At 65.3% G+C, this 13,460-nt stretch carries 11 protein-coding genes; 7 read left to right on the forward strand and 4 right to left on the reverse strand.

Annotated features, from left to right (window positions below):
- Positions 1–403 precede the first annotated feature (403 nt).
- Positions 404–1,510, reverse strand: coding sequence for an agmatine deiminase (aguA, locus tag POF53_RS03690; protein ID WP_254465337.1), 1,107 nt, complete (start codon positions 1,508–1,510; stop codon positions 404–406).
- A gap of 244 nt (positions 1,511–1,754) precedes the next feature.
- Positions 1,755–4,655 (reverse strand): aminotransferase, encoded by a 2,901-nt coding sequence (locus POF53_RS03695; RefSeq protein ID WP_498966429.1) that lies wholly within the window; start codon positions 4,653–4,655, stop codon positions 1,755–1,757.
- A gap of 187 nt (positions 4,656–4,842) precedes the next feature.
- On the opposite strand from POF53_RS03695, the gene rfbB reads away from it, so the two are divergent.
- From rfbB to POF53_RS03730, 7 genes are read left to right on the forward strand one after another with little or no spacing between them, the layout of a single operon-like run.
- A complete protein-coding gene (gene rfbB, locus POF53_RS03700; protein ID WP_203648756.1) occupies positions 4,843–5,925 on the forward strand; it encodes a dTDP-glucose 4,6-dehydratase in 1,083 nt (360 codons plus the stop codon).
- Positions 5,922–6,797, forward strand: a complete 876-nt coding sequence (gene rfbA / locus POF53_RS03705; protein WP_203648764.1) for a glucose-1-phosphate thymidylyltransferase RfbA — start codon at positions 5,922–5,924, stop codon at positions 6,795–6,797. The genes rfbB and rfbA overlap by 4 nt, the downstream gene beginning before the upstream one ends.
- Positions 6,794–7,339: a dTDP-4-dehydrorhamnose 3,5-epimerase gene (gene rfbC / locus POF53_RS03710; RefSeq protein ID WP_186712097.1), complete on the forward strand. Its 546-nt coding sequence runs from the start codon at positions 6,794–6,796 to the stop codon at positions 7,337–7,339. Before rfbA ends, rfbC begins: the two co-directional genes overlap by 4 nt.
- The gene (gene rfbD, locus POF53_RS03715; protein WP_203648766.1) at positions 7,336–8,196 is read left to right on the forward strand and encodes a dTDP-4-dehydrorhamnose reductase; all 861 of its coding nucleotides are present in this window, start codon (positions 7,336–7,338) and stop codon (positions 8,194–8,196) included. The genes rfbC and rfbD overlap by 4 nt, the downstream gene beginning before the upstream one ends.
- A 39-nt stretch (positions 8,197–8,235) precedes the next feature.
- Positions 8,236–10,050: a sensor histidine kinase gene (locus POF53_RS03720; RefSeq protein WP_232854834.1), complete on the forward strand. Its 1,815-nt coding sequence runs from the start codon at positions 8,236–8,238 to the stop codon at positions 10,048–10,050.
- Positions 10,047–11,453, forward strand: coding sequence for a sigma-54-dependent transcriptional regulator (locus POF53_RS03725; RefSeq protein WP_203648775.1), 1,407 nt, complete (start codon positions 10,047–10,049; stop codon positions 11,451–11,453). The genes POF53_RS03720 and POF53_RS03725 overlap by 4 nt, the downstream gene beginning before the upstream one ends.
- Positions 11,450–11,905: a thioesterase domain-containing protein gene (locus tag POF53_RS03730; protein WP_203648777.1), complete on the forward strand. Its 456-nt coding sequence runs from the start codon at positions 11,450–11,452 to the stop codon at positions 11,903–11,905. The genes POF53_RS03725 and POF53_RS03730 overlap by 4 nt, the downstream gene beginning before the upstream one ends.
- 105 nt (positions 11,906–12,010) lie before the next feature.
- On the opposite strand, the gene cysQ is transcribed toward POF53_RS03730, so the two are convergent.
- Together cysQ and nudE are read right to left on the reverse strand one after the other, a co-directional pair.
- Positions 12,011–12,844 carry a 3'(2'),5'-bisphosphate nucleotidase CysQ gene (gene cysQ, locus POF53_RS03735; RefSeq protein WP_498966434.1) on the reverse strand — a complete coding sequence of 278 codons (834 nt, stop codon included), beginning with the start codon at positions 12,842–12,844 and terminating at the stop codon, positions 12,011–12,013.
- On the reverse strand, positions 12,841–13,407 hold the full coding sequence (gene nudE / locus POF53_RS03740; protein ID WP_028689194.1) for an ADP compounds hydrolase NudE: 567 nt from the start codon (positions 13,405–13,407) through the stop codon (positions 12,841–12,843). The genes cysQ and nudE overlap by 4 nt, the downstream gene beginning before the upstream one ends.
- Positions 13,408–13,460 lie beyond the last annotated feature (53 nt).

Raw genomic sequence — 13,460 nt, forward strand, 5'->3', positions numbered from 1 at the left:
CTGCGACGGGTTCCTTCCCGATCAATGCCAGACAGCCAGCAGAGCTTCGAGCTCTTCCTCGCTGATCAGGCCTTGAGGGTATCGCCCATCCAGCAGGCGTCGTGGGTCGGTCGTCCTGACCCGATTGTCTCCATGACGTTTCAACCACTGAGCCAGGATTCTGAGCGATCGGTGGCTGGCTGCCGCTGGGGGCAAAGCCGACTCACTTGCTGCGTTCATTTCCTCACGTACTCCCCGGGCCTAGTGAGCGGCTAAGGTACTTCAGGCGCGTTACAGAATGGCGTAGGTCCATTCGTCTGAAGCACGAGGAAAAATCAATACAATTGCTGTGCCATGCCGCCCGACCGATTATCGCGAGCATAAAAAAACCCGTCATCCGACGGGTTTTTCACTCATTGGCCGATCAACGTTTTACCGGTGCCGGCTGCTGCTGGGTCAGGCAGTGGATGTTGCCACCGCCCAGCAGCAGCTCGCGCCCCGGGATCATCACCACTTCGTGATCCGGGAAGACCTTCGCCAGGATCGCCCGGGCCTGGGCATCGGCCGGGTCGTCGAAGCTCGGGGCGATGATGCCGCCGTTGACGATCAGGAAGTTCACGTAGGAACCGGCCAGACGCACCGACGGGTCACGCTCCTGGCTGCCCACCACATGATCAACGCCGTCGCATTCTGCCTGGGTGGCATACAGCGGCCCCGGGATCGGCATCTTGTGCACCACGAACTCGCGCCCTTTGGCGTCACGGGTGTTTTTCAGCACCTCGTAGGCGGCATGGCAGCGTGCATAGTTGGGGTCATTGGAATCATCGGTCCAGGCCAGTAACACTTCGCCGGGGCTGACGTAACAGCAGAAGTTGTCGACGTGGCCATCGGTCTCGTCGTTGTACAGGCCGTCCGGCAGCCAGACGATGGTCTCGACCGCCAGGTGTTCGCGCAGGATGTCCTCGATCTGCTCGCGGTTCAGGTGCGGGTTGCGGTTGCGGTTGAGCAGGCACTCCTCGGTGGTGATCAGGGTGCCTTCGCCGTCGACGTGGATCGAACCGCCCTCGAGCACGAAACCTTCGGTGTGGTAGCGCTGCACGCGCTCCATCTCCATGACCTTGGCGGCCAGCTCCTCGTCGCGGTTCCACGGTGCGTACAAGCCACCGTCGAAGCCACCCCAGGCGTTGAAGCCCCAGTCCACGCCACGCACTTCACCATGGTCGTTGATGACGAAGGTCGGCCCGGTGTCGCGCACCCAGGCGTCATCGTTGCTGATCTCGACCACGCGGATGTTGGGCAGGTCGAGCTGGCGACGGGCGTTGGCGTACTGGCCGGCGGACACCGCCACGGTGACCGGCTCGAAACGGGCGATGGCCTTGGCCAGGGTCACGTGCGCGGCCTGCGCCGGCTTGCCACCCAGGCGCCAGTTGTCCGGGCGCTCCGGCCAGACCATCCACACCTGGGTCTGGGGGGCCCACTCGGCGGGCATATGGAAACCGTCGGCGCGGGGAGTCGAGTTGAGCGTTTTCATCGATGGCCTCTGATGGCAACTGTCGGTGGTCCAGGGCCCGCTGCGCGCGCCTTTCGCGGCACAAGGCCGCTCCTACAAAGAAAATGTGTGGGACCTGTAGGAGCGGCCTTGTGCCGCGAAAGGACCGCATCGCGGTCCCGGCTACGGTAAAGCGGACATTTATAAACGATAAATATCGACTTTAGAAGTTATCGACAAGACCGTTTTCGTATAAACGACGCACAAAATCCGATAAAAATCGATATCACAAACCTTCACCCAGGATCCGCTCCACGCTGTCGACAAAGTAGTCCACGCTGGCCCGCGTGGTGCACATCGGCGGTTTGATCTTGAGGATGTTCAGGTAGTCGCCGGTCGGCTGCATGAAGATCCCCAGGTCGCGCAGGCGATCGCACAGGATCATGGTCTCCTCGGTCGCCGGCTCCAGGGTCTGGCGGTCGCGCACCAGTTCCAGCCCCAGGTAGAACCCGGAACCGTGGGCGGCGCCGGCCAGCGGATATTTATCGACCAATGCCTGCAGGCGTGCCTTGAAGTGGCGGCCGACGTCACGGGCGTTGTCCCACAGCCCTTCGTCGCGCATCACATCCAGCACCGCCATGCCGATGCGGCAACTGACCGGGCTGCCTCCGGCCGAGGAGAAGAAATAGCCCTCGGCCTCCAGTGCCTCGGCGATCTCGCGCCGGGTGATCACCGCGCCCAACGGCTGGCCGTTGCCCATGCCCTTGGCCATGGTGATGATGTCCGGCACCACGCCCTGCTCCTCGAAACCCCAGAAATACTCGCCCAGGCGCCCATAGCCGACCTGCACCTCGTCGGCGATGCACACCCCGCCGCGCTGGCGCACCTTGGCATAGGCCTCACGCAGATAGCCCGGCGGCAACGAGATGCCCCCGGCGTTACCGTACACCGGCTCGCAGATCATGCCGGCCAGCTGGCGGCCACGGGCGTCGAGGTCGGCCAGCTTGGCATCGACATCACGCAGGTAGTCGGCGGCGCTGTCGGCGCCCCGGTAGCGCCCGCGGAAGGTGTTCGGTGCCTCCACCGGGTGTACCCAGTCCGGACGGGTCTCCAGAGCCTGGGGGTTGTCGGCGATGGAGGTGGAGATCGCGTCGGTGGCCACCGACCAGCCGTGGTAGGCCTCCAGCACGCTGAGCAGGTCGCGCCCGCCGCTGTAGGCCCAGGCCAGGCGGATCGCCAGGTCGTTGGCCTCGGTGCCGCTGTTGACCAGGAACACCCGGTCAAAGCCTTCCGGGGCCACTTCCAGCAAGCGCTCGGAGAACTCGGCGATGGCCGCGTAGTGGAAGCGCGAGTTGGTGTTGAGCAGCGACCACTGGCGCGCCGACTCGGCGACCATGCGCGGATGGCCATGGCCAAGCACCGCGACGTTGTTGAGCATGTCGAGGTACGAGCGGCCCTGCATGTCGATCAGGTAGTTGCGCCAGCCGCGCTCGATATGTGGCGGCTGGGCGTAGTAATGCTTCTGCGAGCGGGCGAAGCTGGCATCGCGACGGGCCAGCAGCGCCTGCGGGTCGGCCAGCGGCTCGGCGTCGCAGTCAAAGCCCAGCAGGGAGCGCGGTGACGGGCACAGGGCCAGCCAGGCGGCGGCATGGGACGGGGTGGCGAAGAACGGTGGGCGGGTATCGGCATCCAGGCACAGCTGCACGCTGAGGAAGCCACAGGTCGCGCCCAGCGCCTGCCCCTTGAGCAGCGCCTGGCCATCGGCCGGCGTCTCTTCCAGGCCAGCGAGCCACAGGCTCCAGTGTGCGGTTCGCAGGCAGCCACGACCATCCCCGGTGCGCTGCCAGATACCGGCCTCGGGTGCTTGCAGCGCGCTGCCGGGCAGCAGGCTCAGCTCCACGCCCAGGGCACAGGTGGCCGGCTCTTCGGGCCGATCGATATGGGTTTGCGACAGGCGGTACTGCCCATGGAGGCTGCACGCCGGCCCCGGCTGGGCGGCGAGCAGGCGCTGGTCGAAGCCCGGCTGCTCCCAATTGCCCACCTCGCAGAGGGGGCTGAGCACGCCCAGGTCGACCCGGGCGACCGGCTGCCCGGCAAGACTCGGCAGCAACGCGGCGCAAGCGCTCATGTCCGGCGTCACGGGCACCTGGCCCGCCGCCTGCAGGATCGCCGCCTCCATCAGCGCGGCGGGCACGGCGCAGGCGGTGTCGAAGATCTCCCATTCATGGTCGATGTTGTCGCGGGTGTACTGGTTGTCCGGGTCGATCGCCAGCTGCTGCTCGCTACTGAGCACCAGCACCGCGGCGCGGTTCAGCACCAGCGGCCACAAGGCGCGCAGCTCAACCTCCTGCAACGGGTTCGCCGCGTGATAGGCGCTGACCGCTGGCAGGATGCGCAACGGGTCGCCCTCGGCATGATGCAACAAGGCGGCGCAGGTTACCGACAGGTCGGCGATGCGCCAGGTGCGCAGCAGGTCGCCGAAGTCGATGACGCCCTGCACCTGCCACTGCCGCTGGTCATCACGGGCCCAGACCACGTTGTCGTCGGTGATGTCCAGGTGCACGGCCTGGACCGGTAACTGCTCGACCAGCGGTTGCAGGCGAGTGGCTGCGAGCTCGGCGACCTGTGCCACCTGCTCGCGACGTCGGGCATCCTGTAACACCGGCAACAGGTACTGGATCAGCGCTTGAGCGTGCCGCGGGTCCCACTGCAGGGTGCGCTCCAGCCCTGGGTGATCGAAATCGGCCAAGGCCCTGTCGACCTTGGCACAGAGCGCCCCCATCCCGGCCATCAACCGCGGGGCCATGTGCTTGAGGCGGGTCAGCGGCTGACCGTCGATAAAATCGAGCAAACGCACGCGTAGAGCCTGGCCATCGATATCCAGCGCCAGCAGATCCTCGCCGTCGATGGCCCGTCGGACCGCAGGTACCGGCAATGCGCGTTCGCGCAAATGACCCAACGCGGCATGCTGGGCTTCCAGTTCAACCTTGGCGTAGCTGCCGTGACAGACCTTGAGCACATAACGCGCATCGCGGCCATCGACCTGGAAGTTCAGGTCCTGCTGGCTGCCCAGCGACTGCAGGTCTCCCTCCAGATCGTAATGCGCCCGCAGCAAGGCATGGGCCCGGGCCTCGCTGAGCGAAGGAGCGGGCAAGCTGGAGCGCTGGATCAGGGTGGAAAGCGGCATGGCGAAAAACCTCGTTTTTCTTGTATGACGCCACCAGGCAGGCAAATTGGCAAGCTGGCAGCGTACAATTGGCGTTTCGTCGCGCTGGACATGCAACCCGGCGCATTCAACTTGCCTCCCGCCTTGTCAGCCGACAAGCTGTGAGCCCGTTAGCCACCGTCATTATTGGAAGGAAAGGGAATCCGACATGCGTATTCTCATTACCGGGGGAGCCGGTTTCATCGGATCGGCCCTGGTACGCCACCTCATCAGCAATACCGAGCATGAAGTCCTCAATCTCGACAAGCTGACCTATGCAGGCAACCTGGAATCACTGTCGAGCATCGCCAGCAATTCGCGCTATGAGTTCGCCCAGGTCGATATCGTCGACCAGGCCGCCGTCAGTGCTGTGCTCGCCCGGTTCCAGCCACACGCCATCATGCACCTGGCGGCGGAATCGCATGTGGATCGCTCCATCGACGGTCCTTCGGACTTCATCCAGACCAACATCGTCGGCACCTACAGCCTGCTGGAGGCTGCCCGGGGTTACTGGAACACGCTGGACGACGAGGAGCGCAAGGCTTTCCGCTTCCATCACATTTCCACCGACGAGGTCTACGGTGACCTTCACGGGGTCGACGACCTGTTCACCGAAACCACGCCCTACGCCCCCAGCTCGCCCTATTCGGCGAGCAAAGCGGCCTCCGACCACCTGGTCCGCGCCTGGCACCGTACCTACGGGTTGCCGGTGCTGCTGACCAACTGCTCCAACAACTATGGGCCGTTCCACTTCCCCGAGAAGCTCATTCCACTGGTCATTCTCAACGCCCTCGAAGGCAAGCCGCTGCCGGTCTATGGCGATGGCCTGCAAGTGCGTGACTGGTTGTTCGTCGAGGATCACGCCCGCGCACTGTTCAAGGTGGTGAGCGAAGGCGAGGTCGGCGAGACCTACAACATCGGTGGCCACAACGAGCAGAAGAACATCGATGTGGTGCGTGGCATCTGTGCCCTGCTCGAGGAGCTGGCTCCGCAACACCCTGCAGGAATTGCGAACTACGCTGACCTGATCACCTTCGTCAAGGATCGCCCGGGCCACGACCAGCGCTATGCCATCGACGCCAGCAAGATCGAGCGCGAACTGGGCTGGGTTCCCGAGGAAACCTTCGAGACAGGCCTGCGCAAGACCGTCCAGTGGTACCTGGACAACCTTGAATGGTGCCGCCATGTCCAGGATGGCAGCTATCAGCGTGAACGACTGGGCAACAACGATTACAAGGATTCGATCGCATGACCAAGGGCATCATCCTCGCCGGCGGCTCCGGCACTCGCCTGCACCCGATCACACTGGCCACCTCCAAGCAGCTGCTGCCCATCTACGACAAACCGATGATCTACTATCCGGTCTCTGTCCTGATGCTGGCGGGTATCCGCGATATCCTCCTGATCTCCACGCCCGCCGACCTTCCGCAGTACCGCCAGCTGTTCGGTGACGGCAGCCAGTTCGGCATCAACCTCAGCTATGCCGAGCAACCGTCACCCGACGGCCTGGCCCAGGCCTTCCTGATTGGCGAGGAGTTCATCGGCAACGACTCGGTATGCCTGATCCTGGGCGACAACATCTTCCATGGCCAGGGCTTCAGCGAACAGCTCCAGCGCGCGGTCAAGCACCAGGCCGGCGCCACGGTGTTCGGCTACTGGGTCAAGGACCCCGAGCGCTTCGGCGTGGTCGAGTTCGACGGCAATGGCCGGGCCTTGTCGATCGAAGAAAAGCCAGCCAAGCCAAGGTCCAGCTACGCCGTTACCGGCTTGTACTTCTACGACAACGATGTGGTGAAGATTGCCAAGGGAGTCAAGCCCTCCCCACGCGGCGAACTGGAGATCACCGACATCAACAACGCCTACCTGGAACGTGGCGACCTGCGCGTGGAGCGCCTGGGGCGCGGCCTTGCATGGCTCGACACCGGCACCCACGACAGTCTCCTGGAAGCTTCCCAGTATGTGCGGACCATCGAGCACCTGCAGGGATTGAAAATCGCGTGCCTGGAAGAGATCGCCTATCAGAAAGGCTGGATCAGCCGTCAAGAATTGCAGAAGAAGGCCGAAGAACTTAAGAAGACGGGGTACGGACAGTACCTCAGTAAATTGATAGAAGAGACCCCATGAATATCATCGCCACGGCCATCCCGGATGTTCTGATCATCGAACCGAAGATTTTTGGTGATAGCCGTGGCTTCTTCTTCGAAAGCTTCAACGCACGGGATTTTGCCGACAAGGCTGGCGTTGACGTGAACTTCGTGCAGGACAACCACTCACGCTCGCAAAAGGGCGTGTTGCGCGGCCTGCACTACCAGATCGACAATCCCCAGGGGAAACTGGTGCGGGTCATGCAGGGCGAGGTCCTCGACGTCGCCGTGGACCTGCGGCAAAGCTCACCTACCTGTGGAAAGTGGGTCGCGACGCGACTGAGCGCCGTGGAGCACCGTCAATTCTGGATACCACCAGGATTCGCCCATGGCTTCCTGGTGCTGAGCGAGTCGGCCGACTTCCTCTATAAAACCACCGATTACTACACCCCGAGCGCCGAACGCTGCATCCGCTGGGATGACCCTCAGCTGGCGATCGACTGGGGCCTGCTGGAAGCACCGATCCTGTCCGCCAAGGACCAGGCCGGCAAATTGTTCAAGGATGCGGAGCTGTTCCCGTGAAAATCCTTGTCTGCGGCCACAATGGCCAGGTTGCCCAGGCGTTGCAGGGCGCCCTGGCCGGACTGGGCGAGGTGTGCCTGGTTGGCCGCGACCAGTTCGACATGGCCCGACCGGAACAGCTGCGCGAACCACTGCGCCGACAGACCCCCGACCTGATCATCAATGCGGCGGCACACACTGCGGTGGATCAGGCAGAGAACGAGCCGGAACTGGCCTTCGCCATCAATGCCGAGGCGCCAGGAATAGTGGCCGAGGAAGCCGCACGCCTTGGCGTGCCACTGATCCACTACTCCACCGACTATGTCTTCGACGGCAGCAAGGCCACGCCATACGACGAGGACGACGCGCCCAACCCCCTGGGAATCTACGGACGCAGCAAGCTGGCCGGAGAACAGGCGATCCGCGCAGCAGGCGCAGAACACCTGATCCTGCGCACCAGCTGGGTCTATTCGCTGCATGGGCGCAATTTCCTGCTGACCATGCAGCGCCTGCTTCAGGAACGCGCTCAACTGAAAGTGGTGGACGACCAGATCGGCGCCCCGACCTGGGCAGCCACAATTGCAGCCAGTACGCGTGCATTGATCGAGCGCTGGCAGAACGGCCAGGCCGGCGCCTGGGGCACCTACCACCTGACCGCCCAGGGTGAAACCTCCTGGTTCGGCTTCGCCCAGGCCATCGGCGAACAGCTCAAGATCCGTGGCCTGCCCTGCGCCGAATTGCTGCCGATCCCTTCCAGCGAATACCCGACACCGGCAAAGCGACCGCTCAACTCGCGCCTGGACTGTTCGCGCCTGGCCCGCGAATGGCAGGTCAGCCAGCCACACTGGCACGATGCACTCATCGACTGCCTCAAGTAGCGCATAATTGCGCCAGATCCTACTGGCGCCATTATCGCAATGATCCCAAGACCCACGCCTCCCCGCCGCCCCCGCTGGCGCAGCCTGGCCCTGCTGGCGCTGTGCCTGGCCCCGCTGCTGTGGCCGCTGCACCACCTGGCCGAGCGCTACTATCAGGACGAACTGGCTTCGCAGAACCGCCAGACCCTCGACCTCTACGTCGCCAACCTGCTGGGCACCCTGCACCGCTATGAAACCCTGCCGCAGATCCTCGGCGACCTGCCGGCGCTGCGCAGCGTGCTGGCCGACCCGTTGCGCCTCGAGGCGGTGACCAACGCCAACCGCCTGCTCAAGCACATCACCCAGCAGACCGGCGCCGAGGTGATGTACCTGATGGATGTCAGCGGCAACACCCTGGCCGCCTCCAACTGGGACAAGCAGGACAGCTTCGTCGGCCGCAACTTCTCGTTCCGCCCCTACTTCATCGAAGCAATGGAGGGCCGCCTGGGGCGCTTCTTCGGCCAAGGCACCACCTCGGCCAAGCGCGGCTACTTCTTCGCCGCCGCCGTGCACGACCGCGACAAGGTGATCGGCGTGCTGGTGGTCAAGGTCGATCTCGATCACACCGAAACCCTCTGGGGCCGCACTCCGGAACAACTGCTGCTGACCGACCAGAACGGCGTGGTGGTGCTCACCTCGCGCCCGGACTGGCGCTTTCGCGCCACCCGCGAGCTGACCGCGGCCGAGCGCCAGGCCATCGTCGCCATCCAGCCCTACCCGACCCAGGCGCCGCAACCGCTGACCCTCGACCAGGCCGCCTGGCTGATCCAGACCCGCGACATCAAGGAAACCGGCTGGCAGGTGAGCATCCTCGCCCCGCGCCTGCTGGTCGACCGCTCGGTGCAGACGGTCATGGCCATCGGCGGCGGCGCGCTGCTGGTGACCATGCTCCTGGCCGGCCTGGTGATGCAGCGCCGTCGCCACTACATCGACCGTATCGATTTCGAGGCCCGTGCCCGCCAGGAGCTGGAAAACCGCGTGATCGAACGCACCGCCGACCTCGAAGGCCTCAACACCCGACTCAAGAGCGCGGTGCTCGAGCGCGAAAGCGCCCAGCAAGAGCTGGTGCGCGCCCAGGACGAACTGGTCCAGGCCGGCAAGCTGTCGGTGCTCGGCACCATGTCGGCCAGCATCAGCCACGAGCTGAACCAGCCGCTGGCGGCCATCCGCAGCTACGCCGAGAACGCCGAGATCCTGCTTGATCATCAGCGCACCGAGGACGTGCGCGGCAACCTCAAGCTGATCGGCGAGCTGACCGGGCGCATGGCCTCGATCATCGCCCACCTGCGCGCCTTCGCCCGCCGCGACCAGCACGCCCCGGAAAGCGTGGCCCTGCAACCGGCCCTGGACGACGCCCTCGCGCTGCTGGCCAAGCGCCGCCGGGCCATGGCCGTGGAACTGGTGCGCGACCTGCCCGAGGCTACCCTGTGGGTGCAGGCCGGCGAGACCCGCCTGCGCCAGGTGCTGGGCAACCTGCTGGCCAACGCCCTCGATGCCCTCACCGAGAAAGCCAACCCACGCAGGCTGTGGCTGAGTGCCGAACGCCAGGATGACTGCGTCTACCTGTACATCCGCGACAATGGCCCCGGCTTCAGCCGCCAGGCCCTGGAGCACGCCAAGGAACCGTTCTTCACCACCAAGACCCGCACCCAGGGCCTGGGCCTGGGCCTGGCCATCTGTGAAAGCCTGATGCATGCGCTGGGCGGCGAGCTGCTGCTGGGCAACCACCCGGAAGGCGGTGCCCTGCTGACGCTGAAACTGCGCGTGGCCAAGCCCGGCGCCAACCTGCAATCTTCGGAGGACACCTCGGCATGACCGAGACACTGATCGACAGCCACGCCCAGGTGCTCCTGGTCGACGACGACCCGCACCTGCGCCAGGCCCTGAGCCAGACCCTGGACCTGGCCGGGCTCAAGGTCGTGGCCCTGGCCGACGCCCAGGGCCTGGCCGGGCGCATCGAGGAAGACTGGCCAGGGGTGGTGGTCAGCGATATCCGCATGCCCGGCATCGATGGCCTGCAACTGCTGGAACAACTGCATGCCCGCGACAACGAGCTGCCGGTACTGCTGATCACCGGCCACGGCGATGTGCCGCTGGCGGTGCAGGCAATGCGCGCCGGCGCCTACGACTTCCTCGAAAAGCCCTTCGCCAGCGACGCCCTGCTCGACAGCGTGCGCCGTGCCCTGGCCCTGCGCCGCCTGGTGCTGGACAACCGCAGCCTGCGCCTGGCCCTGAGCGACCGCCAGCAGCTGGCCACGCGCCTGGTCGGCCAGTCGCCGGGCATGCAGCGCCTGCGCGAGCAGATCGGCGCCCTCGCCGGGACCCGCGCCGACGTGCTGATCCTCGGTGAGACCGGCGCCGGCAAGGAGGTGGTGGCCCGTGCCCTGCACGACCTGTCGAGCCGCCGCGACGGCCCGTTCGTGGCGATCAACGCCGGCGCCCTGGCCGAGTCCGTGGTCGAGAGCGAGCTGTTCGGCCACGAGCCCGGGGCTTTCACCGGGGCGCAGAAACGCCGGATCGGCAAGTTCGAGTTCGCCAACGGCGGCACACTGTTCCTCGACGAGATCGAGAGCATGAGCCTGGATGTACAGGTCAAGCTGCTGCGCCTGCTGCAGGAACGGGTTGTCGAACGCCTGGGCGGCAACCAGCTGATCCCGCTGGATATCCGCATCATTGCCGCGACCAAGGAAGACCTGCGCCAGTCTGCCGACCAGGGCCGCTTCCGCGCCGACCTGTACTACCGCCTCAACGTCGCGCCGCTGCGTATTCCCGCGTTGCGCGAGCGCGGCGATGACATCCTCGTGCTGTTCCAGCACTTCGCCGACGCCGCCAGCGAGCGCCACGGCCTGCCGCCCCACAGCCTGCAACCGGCGCAGCGCGCCGTGCTGCTGCGCCACGATTGGCCGGGCAACGTGCGCGAACTGCAGAACGCAGCCGAACGCTTCGCCCTGGGCCTTGAGCTGGCCCTCGATGGCCAGGCGCCCGCGGCGACCCATGACATCCAGGTGCCCGTGCCAACCGGCAACCTCAGCGAGCAGGTCGAGCAGTTCGAACGCTCGCTGATCGCCGCCGAGCTGGGCCAACCGCACAACTCGATGCGCAGCCTCGCCGAAGCCCTCGGCATCCCGCGCAAGACCCTGCACGACAAGCTGCGCAAGCATGGCCTGAGCTTCGACGGCGGCGGCGGGCACGACGACCAGGAGGACAACCGTCCATGAGCACCGACAGCCAGTACCTGCAATCCGTGTTGCACAGTGATATTCCCCTGACCCGCGAGATGGGGATGGAAGTCATCGATTGGCAGCGGCACTGTCTGCGCCTGAAGCTGCCGCTGGCCCCCAACGTCAACCACAAGAGCACCATGTTCGGCGGCAGCCTGTACTGCGGCGCGGTGTTGGTGGGCTGGGGCTGGCTGCACCTGCGCCTGCGCGAGCTGGGGATCGATGACGGGCATATCGTCATCCAGGAAGGGCAGATCAGTTATCCGCTGCCGGTTACCGGTACGGCGGTGGCACAGTGCCCGGCGCCGGACGAGAAGACCTGGGAGCGGTTCCTGACGATGTACCAGCGTCGCGGGCGGGCGCGGCTGACGTTGGAGACGGTGGTGAGCAACGAGGGTAGCGACGAGCCTGCGGTGAGGTTCAGCGGGCAGTACGTGTTGCATCGCTGAAAGCTTGGAGGCCCATCGCGGCACAAGGCCGCTCCTACAGGGAAACGTGATCCCCTGTAGGAGCGGCCTTGTGCCGCGATGGGCTGCAAAGCAGCCCCGGCTATCTCAAGCCCGGATAGCGCCCGCCAGCTCAATCAACGCCTTCCGCCAACCGGCAGCCTTGGGCAACGCCAGGAAAAACGGATTGAGCAACGACTCCCGCGCCGGATACCGGAACGCCAGCCCATCCAGCCCGATCACCTCACCCCCGGCCCCTTCCAGCACGCCCTGCGCAGCCGCCGTATCCCACTGCGAGGTCGGCGCCAACCGCGGATAACAGTCGGCACTGCCTTCGGCCAGCAGGCAGAATTTCAGCGAACTGCCGATATTGGCCAGCTCCAGCTCACCCACCGCACCACTCAACCCGGCCAGCAGGGCCTCCTGCTGCGGGCTGGAATGCCGACGGCTGGCGACGACGGTAAACTTCGCCCCCTGCGGTGGCGCGTTGCGTACCTGGATCGGCTGCGCACCGCCATCACGCTCCACACGCCAGGCCCCCAGGTTGCGCCCGCCGAAATAACAGCGGCCATTGGTCGGCATCGCCACCACCCCGAACACCACCTCGCCGTTCTCGATCAGCGCGATATTGACGGTGAACTCCTCGCTCCCGGCAATGAACTCCTTGGTGCCATCCAGCGGATCGACCAGCCACCAGCGCTGCCAGCCTTGGCGGGTGGCCAGCGGAATCTCGCAATCTTCCTCGGACAGCACCGGGATCTGCGGTGCCAGCGCCTGCAACCCATCCACGATCACCCGATGGGCCGCCAGGTCGGCAGCGGTCACCGGCGAATCATCAGCCTTGCTGGTCACGGCCACATCGGCGCGCCAGAACGGCAGGATCGCCTCGCCGGCCAAGCAGGCGAGCGCCACCACGTCCTGCATCAATTGCCGATCGTTCATACGCTCAGCACCCCACGCTGGATCAGCAGGTCACGGGCCAGGTACAACGCCGCCAGCGCCCGTCCTTCGGTAAACTGCGGGTGCATGGCCAACGCCGAAAGCTCGCGCAGGTTGACCTTGTCGACCCGCATCGGCTCGGGCTCGTCACCCTCCAGGCGTTCTTCGTACAGGTCCGAGGCCAGCACCACCTGGATCTTCTGGCTCATGTAGCCGGGCGACAGCGACAGCTCGGTCAGGTGCTCCAGCTGGCGTGCGCCGAACCCGGCCTCTTCCTTTAGCTCCCGGTCGGCGGCAGCCAGCACGTCCTCGCCCGGCTCGATCAGGCCCTTGGGCAGGGACAGCTCGTATTCATCGGTCCCGCCGCAATATTCCTCGACCAGCACCGCGTGCTCGGTATCGAGCATGGCCACGATCATCACCGCGCCATAACCGTTGCCACGACCGACCAATCGCTCGTAGGTGCGCTCGGTGCCGTTGGAAAAGCGCAACTGCACGGCCTCGACCCGGAACAGGCGGCTGCTGGCGACGATCTCGCGGCTGAGGACGGTGGGTTTCTGGCGCATGGGGCGGCTCCTTGGCGTGAACGGGTTACTATACCGTGGCTTGCCGACTGATC

This window comes from Mitsuaria sp. RG, from assembly GCF_028369275.1.
Taxonomy (GTDB): domain Bacteria; phylum Pseudomonadota; class Gammaproteobacteria; order Pseudomonadales; family Pseudomonadaceae; genus Aquipseudomonas; species Aquipseudomonas peradeniyensis.

Excerpts from the sequence above, each read along its gene's own strand:
- cysQ (WP_498966434.1), bottom strand. The coding sequence starts at position 12,844 with ATGAACGATCGGCAATTGATGCAGGACGTGGTGGCGCTCGCCTGCTTG.
- POF53_RS03695 (WP_498966429.1), bottom strand. The coding sequence starts at position 4,655 with ATGCCGCTTTCCACCCTGATCCAGCGCTCCAGCTTGCCCGCTCCTTCG.
- aguA (WP_254465337.1), bottom strand. The coding sequence starts at position 1,510 with ATGAAAACGCTCAACTCGACTCCCCGCGCCGACGGTTTCCATATGCCC.
- rfbB (WP_203648756.1), top strand. The coding sequence starts at position 4,843 with ATGCGTATTCTCATTACCGGGGGAGCCGGTTTCATCGGATCGGCCCTG.
- nudE (WP_028689194.1), bottom strand. The coding sequence starts at position 13,407 with ATGCGCCAGAAACCCACCGTCCTCAGCCGCGAGATCGTCGCCAGCAGC.
- POF53_RS03725 (WP_203648775.1), top strand. The coding sequence starts at position 10,047 with ATGACCGAGACACTGATCGACAGCCACGCCCAGGTGCTCCTGGTCGAC.
- POF53_RS03720 (WP_232854834.1), top strand. The coding sequence starts at position 8,236 with ATGATCCCAAGACCCACGCCTCCCCGCCGCCCCCGCTGGCGCAGCCTG.
- rfbA (WP_203648764.1), top strand. The coding sequence starts at position 5,922 with ATGACCAAGGGCATCATCCTCGCCGGCGGCTCCGGCACTCGCCTGCAC.
- POF53_RS03730 (WP_203648777.1), top strand. The coding sequence starts at position 11,450 with ATGAGCACCGACAGCCAGTACCTGCAATCCGTGTTGCACAGTGATATT.
- rfbC (WP_186712097.1), top strand. The coding sequence starts at position 6,794 with ATGAATATCATCGCCACGGCCATCCCGGATGTTCTGATCATCGAACCG.